Source organism: Planococcus maritimus (genome assembly GCF_001687625.2).
GTDB classification, from domain to species: domain Bacteria; phylum Bacillota; class Bacilli; order Bacillales_A; family Planococcaceae; genus Planococcus; species Planococcus maritimus.
Map to the genome: position 1 here is coordinate 3,050,440 of NZ_CP016538.2, position 22,271 is coordinate 3,072,710.

Below are 22,271 nucleotides of genomic sequence, written 5' to 3' on the forward strand. Positions count from 1 at the left end.
ATTTATGATGTCTAATGGTCCTTATTAAATAAATCTAGTGAATATTTGGTAAGCCTTAAGACCTCACCTACCGCAAAAACCTTTTGCTATCTTTACAAAAATTTCTTCCTTGCTGATAGTCTATTCACATTAACTAGTTGAGCACCGGTTGTTATTTTCTATTAACTCCATAATGTCCCCAGTAAAAATATTAAAGAAAGAGCGTGAGTCCTATTACCAATCTCTTTAGTTCATATAATCTTCCCCTCGTGGCCCTCTCCATCTTGGTCGCCATCTTTTCTGCTTCCGTCGCACTCGATATCAGCAGCCGTCTGAAATACGCTAAAAACGTCTCGCACCTGCGCTGGATCACGGCGGGTGCCTTTGTGCTCGGACTTGGCATTTGGTCGATGCATTTTATCGGCATGCTGGCGTTTCATTTGCCTGTTGAAGTGTCCTATCATTTTGGTTTGGTGTTATTGTCCATCGTGCCAGCAATCGCTTCTTGCGCGATTGCGTTTTATTTGATTAGCAAGCCGTCCGTCTCGTGGCGCTATTTAGTTACAGGCGCCTTCTTTATAAGCATTGGAATCGTGTCGATGCATTATTTGGGGATGGATGCTATGCGCATGGATGCCATGATTTCCTATGATCCATTTTTATGGACTTTGTCCGCACTCATTGCCTTTGCTGCTTCGTTTGTTGGATTGGCTTTGCTGTTCTACATTCCAAATGTCCCTAGATTTCACTGGCGCAAGCTGGCCGGAGCCGTCTTGATTGGCCTCGCTGTTTCAGGGATGCACTACACTGGCATGGCAGCCGCCAATTTTTCGCAAATGGACCACTCAGCTGCTGGCCACACTTCTCCTTTCTCAGTCGATAGCACGCTGCTCGCCTATGGCATCGGCGGGGGCATGCTCATGCTTTTTGTACTGACGCTCGCGAGCATACGCACGGACCGTCGCTTGGAAATTCAATCAGCGGAGTCCGAAATGAAGTTCCAATCCGTTATCGAATCTGCGAAAGATGCCATTATCGTCGCGGACTTTCAAGGGGCAATTGTTCAATGGAATCAAGGCGCAGAGGCCATTTTCGGCTATAGCCAAAAAGAAATCCTTGGCCGTAATATTAGCACCATCATGCCGGACCGTTTGAAAAAAGCACATGGAGACGGCATGGACGCTTACCGCGAAACGCGCATTCCCCATGTAATCGGCAGAACAGTCGAATTGACAGGTCTGCGAAAGAACGGAGAGGAATTCCAGCTCGAAATGTCTGTTGGTACGTGGGAAACAGAGAAAGGCGTTTTCTTTAGCAGCATTCTTCGCGACATCACAGAACGCAAGGCATCCGAAGACAAGATCAATGATTTGGTGTACTTGGATCCTTTGACCGGATTGCCAAATCGCCGGTTGTTCAACGACCGGTTGGATTCGCTGTTGCGCCAGGCAGATGAACGCGGCTTTAACTTCTCGCTATTCTATATGGACCTCGATAACTTCAAAATGATCAACGACCGCTTTGGGCATTCAATGGGCGATCATTTTCTTCAAAGTGTCGCCAGCCGCCTGGAAGCTCAAATCAGTCCAAGAGATACGCTATCACGGCTTGGCGGAGATGAATTCATTTTGCTGTTGCCCAATACCGAGTACGGCAAAGCCGCAGATCTCGCACAAAAGCTAATCACAGCCCTGAACGCTCCCTTTCGCTTTGAAAATGAAGAAATTTTCACCAGCCTTTCGATCGGCATCAGCTTATTCCCTTCTGATGGCAATGATTCCGAGACCTTAGTTAAAAATGCCGATATCGCTATGTATCAAGCAAAAGAGGAAGGTAAGAACGGCTTCCAGTTCTTCACTCCCCATATGAACGAAACGATTGACCGCAAGTCGAAGCTGGCTACTGGACTGCGTAAGGGCTTAGAACGCGGTGAATTCACCATCCATTACCAGCCGCAGATCAGCCTACAAAACGAAGAAATTATTGGCGTGGAAGCTTTGCTCAGGTGGAACCATCCCGAGTGGGGCAGTATTTCCCCTGCAGAGTTTATCCCGATTGCTGAAGAAACCGGAAGCATCACAAAGATCGGGGAATTCGTATTGGAAGAGGCCTGCCGCCAAAACAAGTACTGGCAGGATTTAGGAATTGCGCCATTCCGCGTGGCGGTTAATATTTCTGCTCGCCAGTTTGCACAGAAAGATTTGACCGAAGTCGTCAGTACCATTTTGCAAAAAACTGGGTTGGACCCACAATATTTAGAACTGGAACTAACGGAAACGATCATTCAAAATGCAGATACGGCTATCACCACCATGCAAGAACTCGCAGCTATCGGAGTCCATTTATCGATCGACGATTTCGGCACCGGCTATTCTTCACTCAGCTATTTAAAATTGTTCCCAATCGACAGCTTAAAGATTGACCAGCATTTCACCCGCAATATTAAAAGCGATTCAAAAGATGCGGCACTCGTCAAAACCATCATCCGTATGGCGCATGACCTGGAATTGAACGTCATCGCAGAAGGTGTCGAGACCGAGGAACAGCTGGACTTTCTAAAAACCGAGCAATGCAACCAAGCACAAGGCTATTACTTCAATCGTCCATTGCCGGCGCAAGAAATTGAAGACATCTACTATACGATAGAGCCGGCTTAAAGGGTTTAACAAACTGGCCAGCTTATGAAGGAGAACACGCTCATGGAACACGCCCAGAAATCATTCAAGCCCAATACTAAAATCGAATACCCCTTGTATGGCCTTTATATCTCTATGATGATCGTGTCCTTCTACTGGAGAGAATTGTTTCCTTTCACGTTTCTTGTTCCCGCTGGAATTTTTTTAATCAGGAGTTTTCAGGCCTTTCAAATAGGTTATAAGAGAGAGCTATATGGCTTCTTGTTGATAGCCGCAATTTTTTTCATTGGCGCTCTCGTCGCAAAGCCGTAAGATATTTTCTCAGAGAATCCTATAAAGAAGCGTGGAGAAGCTGCTACAAATCGCTTCTCCACGCTTCTTTTGTACTTCTGGACTTTCCCAATTCCATAATTCCACTTATCCAAAACATAGAGCTAAAATTTTTATCAAAAGAGATTCACTTTTTCTCGAGTAAGCGAGATTGAACACAGTTCAAAACCTCCACCAGCTCTCTACTTTTCATCGCCTCCTCTTTTTCTTTCGGCACACAAAATTGTATTGACTTCTCCGTCTAGAAGCGTATATTTTAGCTTGTACAACAGAATCCACCTTTTATTATCGCTGAGACAGAATGAATTTCTGTGCGGGTGAACCAATTTGATCGCCACTTGATCTCGGGGTGAATCTTCACTTTTGAAGAAGGGATACTCTCCATTCCTAATCCGACAGCTAAGCTCGTAAGCGTAGAAAAGAGAGAAAAGGTCTATCTCAGGCCGTTTCTTTGAAATGGTTTTTTTGTGCTCAAATTTAAGGGAAAAGAGTGGAAGAGAAATGAGATGGAACGGGTACCCTAAAAATGTGGAATCCAGACGGAAGAAGAATTGGCTATGCAGATGAACAAATCCTATCTATTGAAGAAAATTCATATGTCTCCGCCGCAAGTACTGTCGATCACCTTTTTGGTAGCGATTTTCATCGGTGCGATCTTGCTGTATTTGCCGGTCTCCACTACAACCCCGATTTCTTTTCTGGATGCCTTGTTTACCGCCACTTCTGCAACGACAGTCACGGGCCTTGCCGTACTCAGCACAGGAGATGACTTCACGCTGTTTGGCCAAACCGTCATTATGGCCCTTATGCAGATTGGTGGGCTCGGGTTGATGACCTTTGCTGTTTTGATCGTCATGCTACTGGGGAAAAAGATTGGTTTGAAGGGGCGCATCCTTATCCAGCAATCGTTCAACCAATACTCACTCGGCGGCATGATCCGTCTTGTGCGCATCATCCTTGTTTTTACTTTTGCGATTGAAGCGATGGCCGCTGCCTTTTTGGCCGTTCGGTGGGTACCGGAATACGGCTGGGGCTTTGGGCTATTCACCAGTGCCTTTCACGCCGTTTCCGCATTTAATAATGCTGGCTTCTCTTTGTGGAATGACTCCTTGAGCGCTTATGTCGGCGACCCCGTCATTAATATAATCATCACTTTATTGTTCATCACGGGCGGCATCGGATTCACCGTATTGTATGACATGTGGAACGCCAAAGAATTTCGTCAATTGTCGCTGCATTCGAAAATCATGCTGACGGGTACACTCGCCGTTAACCTCTTCGCTATGCTGTTCTTGTTCGTTTCAGAATACGGCAATATGGAAACGCTCGGCTCGTTGCCACTTGGTGACAAGCTATGGGCTTCCTATTTTCAGGCGGTCACGCCGCGAACAGCGGGATTCAACTCCATCGATATCGGCAGCATGGAGACGGGTTCAATTGTTCTCATCTCCCTTCTGATGTTCATCGGGGCTGGCAGTGCCTCGACCGGGAGCGGCATTAAGCTTACGACTTTTTTGGTCATCATTTTAGTGACCGCATCGTATCTAAACGGAAAAAAAGAAGCGGTCATTTTCAACCGCGCGATTCCTTCGCACCTACTGGAACGGTCTCTTGCCATCGTCTTCATCAGCATGACCGCCGTCTTTGCCGGCATTTTGATCTTAAGTTATACGGAAAATGCGCCTTTCGAATGGATCGTGTTCGAAGCGTTCTCGGCTTTCGGAACCGTCGGCTTATCGATGGGCTTGACCGGAGAACTTTCCGTTCTCGGGAAAATCGTCATCATGATTTTGATGTTCGTTGGCCGCGTTGGCCCTGTCACCTTGGCATTTGCCTTAGCACGTCAGCACCGGGAATCCATTCGCCATCCGAAAGGCGATATCTTTACAGGCTGACCTTCTAGTTGTCTAAATAAAAGGCTGCATCTCTTCTTTAGGAGATGCAGTCTTTTCAGGTTGTCGAGAAAGTGATACAGTCGTATTTTCCGAAGCTTATCGCTCGCTTTCCGTGGGCTCGCGCCCAAGCCTCCTCAGTCGCTCTGCGCCTTGCGGGGTCTCGGTCGTCTCGCTGATCCACTGGAGTCGAGCGAACGCTTCTCCAAATACTTAGAGAGTTCGTTGACTTTTCATTGTGGAATAGTCTCCCGCTTTTTTTATTAATAGGGGATAATAGACTTCTTCAACACTCTAAAAAGGCTGCATCTCTTCTTTCAGGAGATGCAGCCTTTTGCATTAACTTCTCAGAAATCCACCTTCCGAATGGATGATTTGTCCCGTAATCCAACCGCCTTCTTCGCTGATAAGGAACGCGATCACATTCGCCGCATCTTCCGGTTTCCCGATGCGCCCCAATCCGAATTTCGGCCTCAGGTCTTCCCGAATGCCATCATCCATCCAATTGGTATCGGTGGGGCCGGGATTAACCGCGTTCACTGTGATGCCAAGTTCTGCAAGTTCGGCGGATAAAGAGGATGTAAATGCTGAAATGGCGCCTTTGGTGGCAGCATATGCTAAATTCCCTGGCATTGGCCCTTGCTCTTGCCCGGAGGTTAAATTGATAATGCGGCCATTGTTGCTTTCCGTTTGTTGAAATCCTTTCGCGAATTCTGCGGACAATAAAAAAGCCGCTCTCATATTCACCATATAATGGTCGTCCAAGATTTTGCCACTCAGATCCATGTAGTTGGAATCGATCGAATGCGCTGCGTTGTTAATGAGGATATTCGGAAATCCAATAGCACTTGCGACCTCCCCGAAAATAGCCGACTCAGCATCTGGTTGAGCCAAATCGACCTCCAAATACTCACAGCGCACGCCAAGATCCATGATTTCTGAACGAAAGCACGCAGGAAAATCTGACTCTGCTTGCCAATGGGTAAAGAAAATAGCCGTTTCTTGCTGTGCGAGTTTCCGGCACACCGCTGCGCCGATTCCTGTATGGTTGCTGACGCCTGTGATTAATGCGATGTTTTTGGACTTTGCCATGATGATAATCTCCTTTTGGTGCAATTTAGTAAAGCAGCTTCGACATATAATACTCATCCATATAGCTGCCGTTGAGGAATAGCGAATCTTTTTTAACGCCTTCCGTTTCATTGAGCCAAAATATTTCCTAGGCAATAAATTACTTAGAAGTATATTCCGCTTATTTTTTGATTTCATATTTATTAACGAGTACAACTCAATCGTCCGAGCTATTACTTAATTTCAAATTCCGCAGCTAGAGCAATCTCTTCTGCTCCTCCATTAATATAAAAAATTTTGACGATTCGGTATGTGCCAGCCGGCAGCTCATAATCCAAAAATTCAAGCGGCATCTCCTGTTCGAGATGTTCTTTTGCCCCCAATCCCAGGCCAATATCTGTGAAAGCAAAGTTTTCTTTGTAAGGAATTTCATACCATACGCCTTCTTGAAACTTCTCCAGCACCCGATACTCACCAAATTCAACAGGGTTAGCGCCTGAGTTGGAAATAAGTAAAACAAGCTCATCCACAGGAAAAGTATAGGTGTTTTTATCACTTTGCACAGAAAGTTTAGTTTTTCCGTTAGAAAAGGTGTCTGGTAATTTTTCATGTGAAGAAGTTTTTTCTAAAACTCCCGTCTTTTGATTTGTTTCAACTATTGAACAACCTGACAGTGCTAGTAACAAAATTACTAAAAAAACCGTGAATGCCTTCCCCGTCACCTTACCACCCTTTCAACAATCTCTTATTTTGTATCTAAATTCTACCATTTGGGGAATGAAATCATATCCTATTTCTGTAATCCCTTCCATCTGGCACTCGTAAAATCAATTGTCCTCACTCTGTCTTATGAAGAAAACCAGTAATATTCGCCAAAAAAAAGAGCGACTGGTCTGAAGCCCGTCCCTCTCTTTCACCTGCTATCGTGCTCATTAAATCCCTTTTGCTTCAAAGCGTTTTAAGTCATTACGATGGCCCATGGCGACGAGCACATCATCCAGCTGTACCTGATCATCCGGCATCGGTGCAACGTTCACTTCGTCTCCGCGCTTGATGGCCAAAATCGTGCATTGGTATCTTGCCCGAATGTTTAGCTCTAGCAAACTTTGGTTCATCAGTTTTTCAGAAGCTACCAATTCCACGATGCTGTAGTCTTCCGATAAATCGATATAATCTACGACTTTTTCCGAATCCATATGATGAGCGATGCGGATGCCCATCTCTTTTTCCGGTTGAATGACGCGGTCCGCTCCGACTTTTTCGAGAATCATCTGGTGTTGCAGATTTTTCGCTTTAACCCACACAAGCGGAATGCCAATTTCCTTAAGCATTAAGGTGCATAACACACTCGTCTGCATGTTCTCGCCGATCGCTACGACCGCATGTTCAAAATTTCGGACGCCCAGTTCCCTCATGCTCGCTTCGTCTGTCGCATTCGCAACTGCTGCATGCGAGGAAAAGTTGCGCATCATGTCCACTCGCTCTGGGGAAGAATCGATGGCCAAGACATCGTGGCCCAGCTTAAACAGCTCTTTGCAAATGCTGCTGCCGAACCTGCCAAGGCCGATTACGATAAATTGTTTCTTCACGTTAGTTCCTCATTTCCATTTTCATAAAATCCGGCCTAAGAAATACCGCCGATTCCATTCCTTTTGAAAGCTTCTCCATCGTTATGTTCAATTGACTAAAATCTACATCTGTTGCGTACTATTGTCAATATTAACAATATGAGGTTTTTCGTTCGATTTATCAGCTGCCATGAAAAAAACACTCTTTCCCCTCACTCAAAATAAAGGGAAACAGCGTCTTGTAACAATGATCAATATACTATTCAGGCAAAAACGTTCGCGTGCAATACCAACACCTTTTTCCTGTCCCACTCAATGCTAGCAAGTCATTCACTGCATGACTTTTCGCTTTGCCATGGAAATTTCTATCATCTCTTCATACGAGCTATTTTGTCGTTCAAACATTCGATCAAATAAAACATCAGCCGTTTGTTTCCGCTAAACTGCTGCGGATGTTTCCATAACTGCTGAAAAACTTCTGTTAGGACACGTTCACAAACCGCTTGGTCATTGAATTTCCGGTAGCTGACTTTCCATAACAATAGATAGTATTCATCGTATATCACTTCCAAGGCGGCTTTGTCACTAAACTTCAGTCTTTCCAGCAATTTCCCATCCGTAGTCATTTAGCACCTCTCTCTTCTTATTCAAAATACCCATAAGGAGAGAGTTGAAACCCTATATTCGAGATAATATTAATATAATGAATAAAAGATAAAAAATAACAGGATCAGCTACCGTTCATACGGCGCTGATCCTGTATTTCTTAAGACTGGACGGGATTCTCCAAGCCTTTATGAATCGTTACTTGATGTGGGAACGGAATTTCGATGCCATTCGCGTCGAAGGCTTCTTTAATGGCTTTGCGCAGTTCGCGCTCGACGCCCCATTGTTCGCCGCTTTGCGCTTTAGCAATGATGCGCAAGGTCACATCCGACTCTCCAAAAGCCTGCACGCCGATGACATCCGGGCCTTCCACAATAGCCGGATTATCTTTCGTCATTTTTGCGCAAACCGTTTTCAGAACGGTCATCGCTTCATCGATGTTTTCATCGTACGACACACCAATATCTACGAGTGCACGCATATTCCCGCGTGAATGGTTGCTGACGGTCGTAATGTCACGGTTAGGGATAAAGTTCAAAGTGCCATCAAAGCTGCGGATTTGCGTTGTGCGAAGCCCTACTGATTCAACCACGCCATCAATAGCGCCGACCGTTACGTAATCGTTGACGTCAATCTGTTTCTCCAACAACAGGAAGAACCCGGTGACAACATCGCTGACGAGGCCTTGGGCACCAAACCCGATTGCCAGACCGACGATCCCCGCACCGGCGATGAGACTTGCAACAGAAAGCCCGAACAAGCCGAACAAAGTTGCAACTAAAATAAAAATCAAAACATACGAGAAGACGTTATCTGCCAGCGCACGTAACGTTAATGCACGGCCATTGGTAATATCGCCTTTTTTCGTCAACCGGTCAAACGAGCGGTTGATCAATTTTTTTCCGATCGCCCGGACGATAACGAATGCGATCAAGATTCCGATCACTTGAGCGGCAATGATCCCCGCAGCAACTAATAGTTGTCCCCAATCAATATCAATAAAATCCAACAAACAATCATTCCTTTCACATTCATTGGCTGCCTTCAATAACAACCAAGTAGCGCAGCCTATCTGTATTTACCTGTTTCTTTATAACATAAATGGAGGTGCTATTTCATGCTTCCACCCCAAAATCACTATATTTAACCAACCAGTTCTCTCATTTACAATGCACGAGAGGTTTTATCTTGAATGGAGGTGGTAGATAAAGGGAGAAACTAACGATGCGCAAACTAAGGAGAGATTATAAATGGCGAATATCCAAAACCCTAGAACACAATATACAACCGATGATTTTCCGAAACAATACCAGGAAGCGCCTGGTGTACAAAACCAAATGACCCCTGTACCAGACTGTGGTGAAAAAACCTACAAAGGCTCGGGAAAGCTTGAGGGCCGTAAAGCATTGGTGACGGGCGGTGATTCCGGAATTGGCCGTGCCGCAGCCATCGCGTACGCCAGAGAAGGCGCAGACGTGGCGATCAATTACTTACCGGCTGAGCAATCTGATGCAGACGAAGTGAAACAATTGATCGAAGCGGAAGGCCGAAAAGCTGTGTTGATCCCCGGCGACTTGAGCGACGAGGCATTCAATAAAGAAATGGTCGAAAAAGCGAACACTGAACTTGGCGGCTTAGACATTCTGGCACTCGTTGCCGGACAACAACAAGCCGTCAAAGACATTGCCGACCTGCCGACTGAACAGCTCGAAAAAACCTTCCAAGTTAACGTCTACTCGATGTATTGGACCGTGAAAGCGGCGCTTCCACATCTTCCAGAAGGTGCGTCGATCATCACGACGAGCTCGGTAGAAGGCTTTGACCCGAGCCCGATGCTGCTAGATTATTCAGCAACGAAATTTGCCATCATCGGCTTCACAAAATCCTTAGCCAAGCAAGTGGCAGACAAAGGCATCCGCGTCAACTCGATCGCCCCAGGCCCGATTTGGACAGCGCTTCAAATCTCCGGCGGACAGCCGCAAGAAAACATTCCTGAATTCGGCAAAGGCACGCCTGAGACGCCAATCGGCCGCGCTGGACAGCCGGCAGAACTCGCCTCTGTCTATGTCTTCTTGGCTTCTATTGAATCCAGCTATGTTACAGGACAAATTTACAGCATCACCGGCGGCATGACGACCGCTTAAGTTGATATTCAAAAAGCGCGGGGCACCGAATCAACCGGTGCCTCGCGCTTTTTTTATTAAATATTGGTTAGCCACATCGCAAAACATACGATTTGAGTGGATCATTCCATGCAACAGTCCACCATTGACCGTCACGGCGCAAATCCATAATAGAATAAAATATGTGCATAAAAACCGACGAATGCGACTACCAAAGTCGTTAAAATAAATAAAACCATCATGATGACTTTGGAAACTTGTCCGACTTGCAAATTCCATATCCCTTTATAAACCTGTACCCATAACGCAAGAACAAATGGAACGACCATCAACAGATAGAAAATGACAAGGCCATTCACGAAGACACCGTAATAATCCCGGTTCACACTTTCGCTGGTCCTGAAGTAGCGGCTCATCCCAAAGAAGAATGCCAGAAACGACAATTGAACCACGACGCCATAGATGAATAGTGGAATCCTGAATTTCCCCAAGTTTCGCAGCATCCACAAACTTGCACAGTACAAGATGGCGATCAGGATAGCGATGTAAAAGCTGAATGGATAAAAGATTGATTTTTCCTCTTTTCTATAAATTATTTATTTCTTCACCAAAGCGCTTGTTCTTCATCAGTAAATTCAACTAAGAATGGATAGACGGCGAAGACGACGATCCCACTGGTGACAATCAGTGTCAGTATAATGCTTAAGGGCAGATCAAATAACACCCCGAAAAGCATCACTAACGGTGTTAGAAAATTTAACAGGCCGGCTCTTTTTTTCGATTCGGTAGTCAGAAATTGCTTTTTCCCGCAATGCGGGCAGATCATGCCCGTATCCAAAGTGAACATCTTACGGACAGTTTGCTTCCAGCCCCATTCCTTTTGGCAGTTTTGGCAGCTTGGCATGGACTCCCTCCAGTCAATTTTCAATAACTTTCTGATGCTGTTTTATCTCTTCCTTTTTAGACTATCAGAGATAGCCAAAAATTCCCACAATTAAAATTCCATTTAACTGGAATTCCCCCCCTCGGAATTTATGCTTCTATTGCATTTCTCTGCATAAGAAAGAGCCCGCACTGTATTTCAGTTCGGGCTCTTTCAAAGCTGCTGTTAGTTCATATAACGATGCTTTCTCAAGCTGTTCAAATTGGCGATTTCCTGCAGAAGCTCTTCTCCAATATTCGTCTCCCGCACCTTTTTGCGTTCGAGTTCTTCGTCGACCAATCGCTTGATCGACAAGACATCGGTTCCGTTTTGCAACACTTCTTCCTTGGAGTTAAAGCGCTGATGGGCAACGAGCTGCATGCCGTAGGAATTGTACAACAGCGTATAGCCGGCGATGCCCGTGGTCGACTGATAAGCTTTTGAAAATCCGCCATCGATAACGATCATTTTGCCGTTCGCCTTGATTGGGTCTTCGCCATCACGTTCTTTGACTGGCGTATGCCCGTTGATGATGCGGCCATATTCTGGATTCAAATCAAATTCTGCCAGCATCTTGCGGCATATGTCCTCGTCTTCACGCAAATGGTAATACGGATTTTTCCGCTCTTTATGCGTGGCTTTGTCTGCGATGAAATAACGCTCGAATGTCGTCATTTCACGTTTGCCAAATAATGAAGAGTTTTCACCCGTCCATTGGTACCACACCATGTCGGTCGCGAAATCGTCGGTCTCTTCGGGATGCGCAAAGGCGTAACGAGTGTACTCTTCAAAGACATCGAGTAGTTCCCGTCCGGCGTAGCCCTCTCCTTCAATTTTCATTTCCTTCATGTCCCCGTTCTCCTCGAGCGGGATGCAGCCATGAATCAGCAAATTGCCGTTGTATTGGAGATACAATCTTCCTTTTTTCATGAGGAACTTCATATGCCGTGATAGTTTCTCGGAATGCTGAATCGAGAACAACAGTTTATCAATCACTTGCTGCTCTTCTTCTAGCAAGCGAGCAGGATGTTCCGGGTCGATCGTGGCAAAGCACGTATTTTCAAGCGCATAGGTTTTCCCGTGAATTGTCGCCTCGTTTTTCTCGTAATCGACTTTCTCCAAAAGCAAGCGGTCTTCCATAGCGAAGCAGGAGCGCCGTTTGATGATTGGGCTTTCCAATTTGAACTGGATGATCGAGATGGCCTGGTGAATTTTTGTGATCTGCAGCTGTTCCTGCTCTGTTAATTGTTCATCTGAAATTCGCTTTGGATGGAAAGCCGGATTGTCTTCATAATACTTCTCCGCCAAATTCAACAATGGCCGCAAGTTGATGCCATAGACATCTTCAATGATGTCTAAGTTGTTATAGCGCGCGCAAATGCGGATGATGTTTGCGAGGCATACTTTAGAGCCGGAATAAGCACCAATCCACAGCACGTCGTGATTGCCCCATTGGATGTCGACGGAGTGATAATCGATGAGCGTGTCCATAATCTTGTGCGGATCGGGGCCCCGGTCGTAAATATCTCCGACAACGTGCAAATGGTCAACAGTCAGGCGCTGCATCGTGTAGGCAAGACCGACGATTAATTTGTCCACTTGTCCGAGGGAAATGATTTGTTCGAGCATTTTGGCGTAATAATCTTTTTTATTCGTGAACTCGTCGGTTTTGTATAGCAGCTCTTCGATGATATACACAAACTGTTTCGGCAAAGCTTTGCGCAGTTTGGAACGCGTGTATTTGGACGATGCGTAAGACACCAGCTTCAACAGCCGTTCGATCGTTTCGATGTACCATTCTTTCAATTCTTTCTTGCTGCTGAAATGGCTTTTGATCAAGCTCAATTTTTCTTCTGGGTAGTAGACAAGCGTCGCGAATTCGTTGAGCTCTTCTTCCCCCATCTCGTCTTTGAACAAGTCCTTGATTTTCACTTTGACGTTGCCCGATCCATTGCGCAACACATGCTGAAACGCCTGATATTCACCGTGGAGGTCACTGACGAAATGCTCCGTCCCTTTTGGCAAATTCAAGATGGCTTCTAGGTTGATAATCTCTGTCGCCACTTTTTCTTCGCTATCGTATTTTTCTGCCAGTAGATCCAAGTATTTTGAACTAATCATGCGGAATCCTCCTTCTAGCGTTTGGGATATCGTGCCGATCTGTTTAGCCAGCTGGGCCGGCAAGTAAATTGTTATATAGTGTTAGTCTATAGCAGTTTCCAAGAACGCTCCACAAAAAATTCAGCTTTTAAATAAAATTTGGAAGAACTGCCTTGCTATTTCTCTTTTATTGTCTCGTAAAGGCTTTTATAGGTATATAGTTACTGTCTTAATGAGTCATATTCCATCTATAATAAGAAAAAACTGATAAAGGCAAACTTACCTGAAAAGGAAGGACGCAAAGCCATGAGCCTACCCACTGTTAAAGCAGTGCACGGTCGTCAGGTTGCCAGGCACCCATTCTGCGGGCCTCGGCCAACAGAATGGAGGAAAAGAATATGTTGAAGAAAGCGGCGATATGGATGTTCGCACTGTCTCTCATGCTGACAGCGTTCAGCCATGCAGAAAATGTACAAGCAAGCGGTGATGCGCTTGATACCCGTGCTACTTGGCTATGGAATCCATGGATGTTTGTGGAAGATGAAGCAGCTACGCTGGCTTTTCTCGAAAATAAAAATGTCAATAAAGTCTATGTCCAAATCGACCGGGACATTCCTAAAAATACGTACCGCAGTTTTGTCACACAAGCGCACTCACGTGGCATCGCTGTATTTGCACTCGACGGAGCACCTTCGTGGGTTGCGCCAAAAGGATTCACCAATCAAAACCAGTTAATGAACTGGCTGGGCAATTACCAAAATGGATCGGTGGAACAGGCGCATTTTGATGGCATTCATTTGGATGTTGAGCCTTATCTATATAGCGGGTGGAATTCGAACCGCGCAGCAACCGTAAAATCCTACCAATCGCTTCTTCAAAGAGCCGCAACGAGCTCTGCGCAGTTGAACTTGCCACTTGAAGCCGATATGCCTTTTTGGTTTGACGAAATCCCTTATAAAAACACATTCGGCAAAGGCTTATTGGCTGAATGGGTTATTGCGAACACAGACGGAGTCACGCTAATGGCTTACCGGGATTCCGCTCCGATGATTATCGAAATCGTTAAAAATGAAATCGCCATGGCTGAGCGATACGGCAAACATATCGTTGTTGGGGTAGAAACAGGCACAACGGATGAAGGTAGCGTTATCACTTTCGCTGAGGAAGGCGAAGCGTATATGAACCAGCAATTGGATAAAGTGGCGAGTCATTACTCAAGCTCATCGGCATATGAAGGAACGGCCATTCACCACGTAGGCAGTTGGATGACTATGACTCCTTGAATACCTGACACTTCCATTACCTAATGGAAGTGTTTTCTTGTCTCCTCCTTTATGAGCAAATTGTGAAACCCGTTTGGTTAAATCCAGGAAACAGGAAATTCTCAATACAAAAACCCTTACTTACAAACAAAATGATGTTATTCTATAAGTGGAAAATATTATCTATTATCAAGTTTAAAGTTGAATATTATGGTATTTATTTGGAAGATTCACACAGAAAATCAATCTAATATCAACTTGAGAAACACTCTTTTGAAGAAGGTGAAGAAAATGGCGCAGACGGATTATAAAGCTTTACTCGCAGATCGAACGGAACGCGATTTTGCAAAATGGACAACGCTTCAAATGGTTCCAGAAAAAGAAATCTACCGCTTTCTTCATACGATGAAAGGCACTGCAGGAACGATCGGGCTCATGGACTTGTCCGAGTTTTGCAGCAAAAATTTAGATGCTTACTCAGACAGCAGCACCGACTCGTTGCCCATAGAGTCTCTGCAAGCGATGATGGATCAGTTGAGAAGCTTTTTTGCTGTGGAAGACAACGAAAAAGCGGCAGAGCTCTCTATTTTGGAACCTCCACAAAAGCCTGCACCCCCAGTTGACGAATCACTTGTGCTGATTATTGATCCCGATGCAGAATTCGCAGCTCAGGTAAAAGAAACCTTAGAACAGCAAGGCATTCCGGTTGTCATCGCTTTGGATGGCCAAAAAGGAATGGAGTTATTTTACACACTACATCCACAAATGGTCTTGTTGGACCTTCATTTTCCGGATGCTGAAGGCTTTGGCCTAGTAAGCCGTATTTACGAAGCTGGGCGAAGCCGCCATCTCCCAATCGCCATTGTCAGCGAGGATGACCAGATGGATAACCAGATTCGTGCCATGCAAATCGGCGCTACGGATTTTTTGGCGAAGCCATTAGACATGGCCTTTTTCGTTCCTTATATGATGAACCGCCTACATAGCCAGGAGCTTATCTTGCAAGGAACTCGCTATGATGACTTAACGGGCGCCGGCAACCGCAAAGGCTTCAATGAAGTGTTGCTGCAAATGACCCACCTAGCGGAACGAACCGGCAAAACTTTTACCCTGGTCTTATTGGACCTCGACCATTTTAAAAAGGTCAACGATGACTATGGCCACCCCGCTGGTGATGAAGTGTTGAAAACATTCAGCGACATCCTGTTGGATAAAAAACGGGAATCAGATTATTTCTTCCGATACGGCGGTGAAGAATTCGCGCTAATTCTTCCGGAAACGAAAGCTCAATCTGCTGCTTCCGTGGTGGAACGAATCCGCGAGGCGGTCAATTCAACCGACTTCAAGATTGGTAATCATGAACCTTTTCGCATTTCGTTTTCTGCTGGAGTCAGTGAATACCGCTTAAAACAAGAGACCTTGATCACGACAGCGGACCAAGCCTTGTACCAAGCAAAAAGAAATGGCAGAAACCAGACCAAGATTTATGAGTCAGCGCAAAAAGAGGTGCGGAGAAAGCTCAATATCCTTATTGTGGATGACGATTCTCTTGTCCGGAAATTGGTTTCAAAACATTTTTCCAACTGGAAAGCAGATGAGTTTGACATCCATATCGAAGAATTTGCGGACGGCTTAGCCTTAGTCGAATCCGATTGGTACCGCGCAGAGGAAAGTTATATGATTTTATTGGATGGCGTTATGCCAAAAATGGACGGCTTGGAAGTGTTAAGCCACATCCGTACTCAGTATCCTCACGATAACATCGTCATTTCCATGCTGACGTCGAGAACCAATGAATCCGATATCATCTTGGCGCTGAAGAGCGGCGCGGATGATTACATCGTCAAACCATTTTATGCACAGGAAGTAGTGGCGCGCGTTCAACGGCTCACGAAGAGGATGTTCGAGTGAACCTATTTTTCTTCTGGATGCTCAGTCTCTCACTGTTTATTGGCCAATTGGTTTTGCTTGGAATTTTGGCTTGGCGAAAACAGCGGACGAACCGGAAAGAATCTTCCGTTGATCGGCAATATGACGACCTAACAGATGCATTCAGCTCTTATATGATAGATCAAGGCGATCGCCGCTTCCTTCAACAGTTGGATGCCTCACCCGATAAACAAACCGTTCTTGAACGTTTGCTGAACCATTACGTAGCAGTGACAAAAACAGGTCCTACTTCGGATGAGATTACCGCTTTGGCAGAACAATACCTCGCACAACGCTATGCTAAACTATTGAAGCAAAGAAACTGGGCGATGCGCATGAACACTTTGTATTTTATCGAAGACTTCCGGATGGCGTCGTTGATTCCGCAGCTCAAGGAAAAGCTTCACAAACACTCTAAGTTGGATCAAGAGACCCAACAGCTCATCCGAACACTCGCTTCATTGAACGAACCTGTTGCGATTGCGGCATTGGCCAAATTTCCTGAAGCGCCGGCCCGCTTGTACATCGATGTCTTTAAGCGGCTGGACGAATTGACGAAACTGGATGAATTGGATGCTGCCCTTGATGCAAGTGCCAGTCCCGCGCTAAAGCATGCGGCTATATCTTATATCGGCATGGCGGGGATTATGCTGTTTCTTCCGCGCATTGAAAAAGAGCTTGAAAATGAGGACCCTGAAATGCGGATCCAAGCTTTGAAAGCTTTGCTTCATCTGCAATACATGAACGATCCCGGCTCATTGACTCCTTTCTTCAGCTCAGACTCTTGGCAGGAGCGCATGTTTGCCAGTCAGATTGCAGGGGCTTTGCAATTGTCTCGCTACAAGGAACGGCTCAGCGAGTTACTGGGAGACTCGGTTTGGTGGGTACGTTATTCAGCCGCAGAGGCCTTGACGCAGTTTTCCGACGGCGACATCCTATTGTCGCACCTTTCAACTAACCACCCCGATCGTTATGCACGTGATATGGCGAATCAGTGGAAAACCTCTCTTTCAGGAAGTGAACAATAATGCAGGAAACCGCGCTTATCGTATCCTATATCGTCATTGCTTATATGCTCTTTTCAAGCCTAAGTTACCTGGGGCTTTTCGCGCTTGCTTTCCGCAAAGTGAAAAGGGAAACCAAACTGGATAAAAGGGAATCTACCGAAGATTTCCTGCGCAATCAATCTACTTACCCCGTATCGATCTTGGTTCCTGCTTATAACGAGGAAGTCGGCGTAGTCAGCACGGTCCGTTCGCTATTGGCACTCGAATACCCGGAGAAGGAAATCATCGTCATCGATGATGGGTCGAAGGATGATACGTCCTTGCGCATGATTGAAGAGTTCAAAATGACCAAAATTCCTTTCGCTGTCCGCATGCACATTGAAACAGCAGAAATTGAGTCCATCTACCAATCGTCCATCTTCCCCTACATCCGGCTGATCAAAAAAGCGAATGGCGGAAAGGCGGATGCCTTGAATGCAGGCATCAATCTCTCTTCGTTCCCCTATTTTTGTGCCATTGATGGCGATTCTATTTTGGAGAACGACGGATTGCTCAAGACCATGAAACCGATCATCGAATCGGACGGGCAAATCATTGTTACTGGCGGTTCTGTCCGCATCGCCAACGGCTCGACCATTTCGCGAAGCAAAGTTGAAGTTATTGGCCTTCCTAGAAGCCCGGTTGTTCTTATGCAAATCGTGGAATACTTCCGGGCTTTCTTGATCGGACGCCTGGCTTTAAGCCATTTGAACATCTTATTGATCGTATCCGGTGCTTTTGGGGTCTTCAATAAAGAACGGGTCATTCAAGCTGGCGGCTACAATAAAAACACGGTCGGCGAGGATATGGAACTGGTTGTCCGGCTGCATCGATTGCTGCGGGAAGAGAAATCTAAGCAGCGCATCGAATATATTCCAGACCCTGTCTGTTGGACAGAAGCCCCGGATTCACTCGGTGTTCTTAAGTCCCAACGAATTCGCTGGCAGCGTGGGTTGTTCGAAACTCTTTGGACCCATAGAAAGATGATGCTTAACCCTAAATATGGCTCGATCGGCTTGTTTTCCATGCCGTATTTTCTCTTCGTGGAATTGCTTGGCGCCGTGTTCGAATTTATTGGTTATTTCATCATTTTCGGCGGCTTCTTCTTTGCTTTAGTCGATCCACAAGTGGCCGGTGTCATGTTCTTGGTGACAGTTTTTTACGGTTCCCTTATTTCGGCATTGGCCGTATTATTAGAAGAGTTGACCTTGCACAAATACCCAAATGTCTCCCATTTGGTGAAGCTTTATTTCTGGGCATTGACCGAAGCCTTCTGGTATCGCCCACTTATGGTGCTATGGCGTGTCCAGGGGATTTTCGCAGCGTTCCGCAAAAAAGCTCATTGGGGAGACATGAAACGCAAAGGCATTTCTACGTAACCTAAAGGAGGCAATTTTATGAAAAAAATATTGGTCGCAGATGATGAAGACATTTTGCGTACGTTGATCGTCGATACTTTAGAAGACGATTTTGAGATGGATGAAGCCGAAGATGGCAAAGAAGCTTTGGAAAAAATCAGGGCGACTGACTACGACCTGGTCTTACTCGATTATATGATGCCTTATTTAACGGGCATGGAAGTGCTTGAGGCTGTCCGAGGCGAACAGAACGACACTAAAGTCATGATGCTAACAGCTAAAGCACAAGATGCAGACCGGGAAAAAGCGATCTCGAATGGGGCGGATTATTTTATGTCTAAGCCATTCAGCCCGATGGAATTGCTGTCGCTAGTCGAAGAAATATTGGAAGTATAAGCTGGCTTACGCCGCAAAATAACCCCGATGGAGAACAGGGCATCCTGTTCTCCATCGGGGTTTACTTGTTGAGAAGCTTTTATCAATCCGTACTGCCTTGTGTAGCGTAGAAGATGACGCCATTTTGCTCTTGGCCATCCAATAGTTTTTTCATGACTTTGGACAAATTCACTGGCGCATATGGCTTCGTCAAATAATGATTGATTTTATCGATCTGTCCCGAATCATCCGTTGGATCTAGTGCAGAAGAGATAACAATCGGAATATTTTGCGTAGCAGCGTCTGCTTTCATCATATCCACCAGATCCCATCCGTTCAGTTCCTCGCCGAGCATAATATCGATCACGGCACCAACCAATGGCGTCCGTTTTGCTTCTTTAAAAGCTTCTTTCGGCGAAGTATGGTAAATCACTTTAAAACCGTTCACTTTCAATTCTTCTGATAACAATAGAGCGAGACTCATATCGTCTTCTACAATCATGACAGGCGGGTTTTCTTCGACGCCTTCGTGCACGCTATACTCTTGCGGCTCCGATGATTGCAAAGGCAGTTCGAAATGAATTGTTGTGCCTTCGCCTTCTTGCGACTCGATCCAAATCTTCCCGTCATGCTTGACGATGATTTCCTGGCAAATCGCAAGGCCCAATCCCGTTCCGCCAATCTTACGGCGCGAACTATTGTCGATGCGCTGGAATTTCGAGAACAGCTTCGGAATGTCCTCAGCAGGAATACCGATTCCTTCATCTTTGATCGATACGCGGAGCGCATTGAAATTATTTTTCATGCAAACAGTGACGTTGCCGCCTTGTGGGGAAAACTTAATGGCATTGCCGATCAAGTTCATCAAGACCTGCGCAAGGCGCTCTTTATCGCCTTCAACCGTTACGTCTGACGCATCATCCACAAAGACGACCGAATGCATCGATTGAGTCCGGAATTTCTCTGCCGTCTCGATAATCAATTCGTTCATCGATAATTTTTCCATTCGGTACACTTGATCTCCAGACTCCATTCGTTGCAAGTCCAAAAAGTCATTGATCAAATTGGTCAATCGTTTCGCTTCTTTATAAATGGTCTTTAAGTAGCGAACTTGTTTTTCAGGCTTCAATTGTTTGTTCAGCAAGAGCTCCGTAAACCCAAGCACACTCGACAAAGGTGTACGCAATTCGTGGCTGACGGTGCTGACAAGTTCAGATTTCATCTTGTCCACTTCGTGCTCTCGTGTAATATCCCGGTGGACAAAAATCGTTCCCGTACGTTCATTATCGACGATTACTGGCGTGCTGTAGACATCGATGACTCGTTCGTAAGGTGCTTTCACCGTGTATTGGAACGTATTCGACTTGTTTTCCTTTTGACGCAGGCAGCTATTCAAAAAGTCCGCCATGTCTTCTGGCTTGGTCGTTTGCTCTGTCATGCGGGCAATCCAGCTGTCCTGCGAAACTTTTGTATCGAGTGAAATATCTCCGCAGCTTAACATTGTGCACATCGTATCGTTATGCTGGACCATATCGCCGTTTTTCGCGATAAATTGAATGCCTTCGTTGATGTTATTAATGATCCGCTCGTTCAACGTACGCTCGTGAACAGCCGCTTCATACAACTGAATGCGGTCGATGGCTAAGTGAAGACGTTTAAGCAGGCCATGGATGTCCTGTTGTTCTTCTTCTGAAAATGGTCTACCCAAACGTGATAGTCCAAGGATGACGATTGCCTCGTCCGACTCATTTTTGACCGTGGTGTACAGGTCATAAACATATACCTTGCCCGCCGTAAATCCTTTTTCCTCGTCCGCTTCGCGCTTCATCGTGAAGGCATCAGCGGTCTTCAGCCGTTCCATGATATAAGCCATTTGCTTTTCCTTAAATAGGCCAAACATGGAAGGCGTGAAGCCTTTCAACGCATACTCATCGGAACCCGGAAGCCATAAAACACCGGTATCAATGTCATAAGAATCATCAAAATAATCCAAAGTTCCTTCTATCAACTTCTGTTCGCTCAGTGTAAGCGAAAGAATATGGTTCAAATCGTTGAATCGCAATAAGCGGTTTTTGGTTTTCTCGATTTCGGTCAGTGAATCTTTTAACTTCCCTTGTTGTTCTTGCAATTCCTCTTTGTTGAGCACGAGGACTTGGTTTCTCGCAGTGAGTTCTTCTTGGTTTTTTTGGATCGTCGTCACCATCCGGTAAAACTCACTTGAGAGAATGCCGATTTCATCTTTTCGCTTTAATGGCGTATAGGATACTTCTTCCCCTTCGATAAAGCCATCAATAGAGGACCTCATCGTTTCAAGCGGCTTAATGATGTCGCTTAACGCACGCAGAATGACAAAAGCCGTGATGAGGAAAAATAAGACAAATAAACCAATCAAGGCGAAAGCAAAGTTCTCTGTTTGCCTTGCCATGTCCCGATTTAATTGGTCGAGCGTCTGTTCAGTATTGGCTTCATACTCATCCGCAAATGCCACGAATTCATTCACCGCTGCGCTCGCTCCGCCACGAGATAACTCCCGCAGCCTTTCGTAATCATCATTATCTATCGCTTCCAACGCCGCTGGAAAAATTTCTGCCTCAAACTCTTTTATAAATGCTGTCAATTCTAAGATTTGCTCTCGCTCTTGATCGTTGATAGACAATTCATTCACTCGATCGAGCGAGTCCTTCACCTTCTCCAGTTCTACATACGCCAGACTCAGTTCATTCTGGTTCTGAAACGCAAAATACCCTCTCGAACGAAAGAACAATTGATTCAGTGAATCGGCGAGATCTTGAAGCGTTTCTTGTTTATCGACAAGCTTATCTTGTTCTGCTTGGGTTTCTTCTTGCTGCAAGTTCATATAAAAATAAATTCCAGCAATCATAAGAGAACAAACAATCAAAGACGACACTGTCAGCCTCAAGTATTTATACCGGATGCCTTTTTCGCGCAACTTTTCCATAAATCCCCCTCCTTTAAGTCAGTGATTCCTTATGACTTATTTTCTTCAAAATTTAACCTATACTTTCGCTTCTGCTACTAGTATACAATATCAACATTTCAAAAAATCATTTTTT

The 22,271-nt window shown here is 45.4% G+C and carries 17 protein-coding genes and 2 riboswitches; of the genes, 8 read left to right on the plus strand and 9 right to left on the minus strand.

Translation table 11 applies throughout. From position 1 onward, the window contains the following. Positions 1–248 precede the first annotated feature (248 nt). Positions 249–2,636, plus strand: coding sequence for a bifunctional diguanylate cyclase/phosphodiesterase (locus BBI11_RS15140; RefSeq protein ID WP_237150290.1), 2,388 nt, complete (start codon positions 249–251; stop codon positions 2,634–2,636). A gap of 588 nt (positions 2,637–3,224) precedes the next feature. Then, positions 3,225–3,374, plus strand: a riboswitch (cyclic di-AMP (ydaO/yuaA leader). Positions 3,375–3,502: 128 nt separating this feature from the next. Beyond that, positions 3,503–4,840: a TrkH family potassium uptake protein gene (locus BBI11_RS15150; protein ID WP_068465365.1), complete on the plus strand. Its 1,338-nt coding sequence runs from the start codon at positions 3,503–3,505 to the stop codon at positions 4,838–4,840. Positions 4,841–5,176: 336 nt separating this feature from the next. Here the strand turns inward: BBI11_RS15150 and BBI11_RS15155 are convergent, their stop codons facing one another. The 5 genes from BBI11_RS15155 to BBI11_RS15175 form a co-directional block, all read right to left on the minus strand. Next, positions 5,177–5,932 carry an SDR family oxidoreductase gene (locus BBI11_RS15155; protein WP_418312516.1) on the minus strand — a complete coding sequence of 252 codons (756 nt, stop codon included), beginning with the start codon at positions 5,930–5,932 and terminating at the stop codon, positions 5,177–5,179. Positions 5,933–6,141: 209 nt separating this feature from the next. After that, positions 6,142–6,594, minus strand: coding sequence for an immunoglobulin-like domain-containing protein (locus BBI11_RS15160; protein WP_208597160.1), 453 nt, complete (start codon positions 6,592–6,594; stop codon positions 6,142–6,144). Positions 6,595–6,840: 246 nt separating this feature from the next. Then, entirely contained in the window at positions 6,841–7,497 is a 657-nt protein-coding gene (locus BBI11_RS15165) for a potassium channel family protein (RefSeq protein ID WP_068465374.1), read from the minus strand. Between the two features lie 347 nt (positions 7,498–7,844). Continuing rightward, a complete protein-coding gene (locus BBI11_RS15170) occupies positions 7,845–8,102 on the minus strand; it encodes an RNA polymerase sigma factor (RefSeq protein ID WP_068465377.1) in 258 nt (85 codons plus the stop codon). A 140-nt stretch (positions 8,103–8,242) separates the two neighbouring features. Further along, the gene (locus tag BBI11_RS15175; protein WP_068465387.1) at positions 8,243–9,094 is read right to left on the minus strand and encodes a mechanosensitive ion channel family protein; all 852 of its coding nucleotides are present in this window, start codon (positions 9,092–9,094) and stop codon (positions 8,243–8,245) included. A 238-nt stretch (positions 9,095–9,332) separates the two neighbouring features. Here BBI11_RS15175 and BBI11_RS15180 point away from each other — a divergent pair, with 238 nt between their 5' ends. After that, positions 9,333–10,226 carry an SDR family oxidoreductase gene (locus BBI11_RS15180; RefSeq protein ID WP_068465390.1) on the plus strand — a complete coding sequence of 298 codons (894 nt, stop codon included), beginning with the start codon at positions 9,333–9,335 and terminating at the stop codon, positions 10,224–10,226. Between the two features lie 131 nt (positions 10,227–10,357). Here the strand turns inward: BBI11_RS15180 and BBI11_RS15185 are convergent, their stop codons facing one another. The 3 genes from BBI11_RS15185 to BBI11_RS15195 all read right to left on the minus strand — a co-directional run bounded on the left by BBI11_RS15185 (position 10,358) and on the right by BBI11_RS15195 (position 13,245). After that, positions 10,358–10,696 carry a hypothetical protein gene (locus tag BBI11_RS15185; RefSeq protein WP_068465392.1) on the minus strand — a complete coding sequence of 113 codons (339 nt, stop codon included), beginning with the start codon at positions 10,694–10,696 and terminating at the stop codon, positions 10,358–10,360. A 113-nt stretch (positions 10,697–10,809) separates the two neighbouring features. Further along, positions 10,810–11,109, minus strand: a complete 300-nt coding sequence (locus tag BBI11_RS15190; protein ID WP_068465394.1) for a TIGR04104 family putative zinc finger protein — start codon at positions 11,107–11,109, stop codon at positions 10,810–10,812. A gap of 204 nt (positions 11,110–11,313) precedes the next feature. Then, positions 11,314–13,245: a fructose-bisphosphatase class III gene (locus tag BBI11_RS15195; RefSeq protein WP_068465845.1), complete on the minus strand. Its 1,932-nt coding sequence runs from the start codon at positions 13,243–13,245 to the stop codon at positions 11,314–11,316. 244 nt (positions 13,246–13,489) lie between these two features. Then, a riboswitch (cyclic di-GMP riboswitch) is annotated at positions 13,490–13,581 on the plus strand. 44 nt (positions 13,582–13,625) lie between these two features. Between BBI11_RS15195 and BBI11_RS15200 the strand changes: the two genes are divergently transcribed. The 5 genes from BBI11_RS15200 (at position 13,626) to BBI11_RS15220 (ending at position 19,218) form a co-directional block, all read left to right on the plus strand. Further along, positions 13,626–14,510: an amidase gene (locus BBI11_RS15200; protein WP_083389125.1), complete on the plus strand. Its 885-nt coding sequence runs from the start codon at positions 13,626–13,628 to the stop codon at positions 14,508–14,510. A 270-nt stretch (positions 14,511–14,780) separates the two neighbouring features. Further along, positions 14,781–16,400, plus strand: a complete 1,620-nt coding sequence (locus BBI11_RS15205; protein WP_068465398.1) for a diguanylate cyclase — start codon at positions 14,781–14,783, stop codon at positions 16,398–16,400. After that, positions 16,397–17,446: a HEAT repeat domain-containing protein gene (locus BBI11_RS15210; RefSeq protein WP_068465400.1), complete on the plus strand. Its 1,050-nt coding sequence runs from the start codon at positions 16,397–16,399 to the stop codon at positions 17,444–17,446. Before BBI11_RS15205 ends, BBI11_RS15210 begins: the two co-directional genes overlap by 4 nt. Then, entirely contained in the window at positions 17,446–18,843 is a 1,398-nt protein-coding gene (locus BBI11_RS15215) for a glycosyltransferase family 2 protein (protein WP_068465402.1), read from the plus strand. Before BBI11_RS15210 ends, BBI11_RS15215 begins: the two co-directional genes overlap by 1 nt. An 18-nt stretch (positions 18,844–18,861) precedes the next feature. Then, positions 18,862–19,218 carry a response regulator transcription factor gene (locus BBI11_RS15220; protein ID WP_068465403.1) on the plus strand — a complete coding sequence of 119 codons (357 nt, stop codon included), beginning with the start codon at positions 18,862–18,864 and terminating at the stop codon, positions 19,216–19,218. An 82-nt stretch (positions 19,219–19,300) separates the two neighbouring features. Here BBI11_RS15220 and BBI11_RS15225 read toward each other — a convergent pair whose 3' ends face one another. After that, positions 19,301–22,156: an ATP-binding protein gene (locus tag BBI11_RS15225; RefSeq protein WP_068465404.1), complete on the minus strand. Its 2,856-nt coding sequence runs from the start codon at positions 22,154–22,156 to the stop codon at positions 19,301–19,303. Positions 22,157–22,271 lie beyond the last annotated feature (115 nt).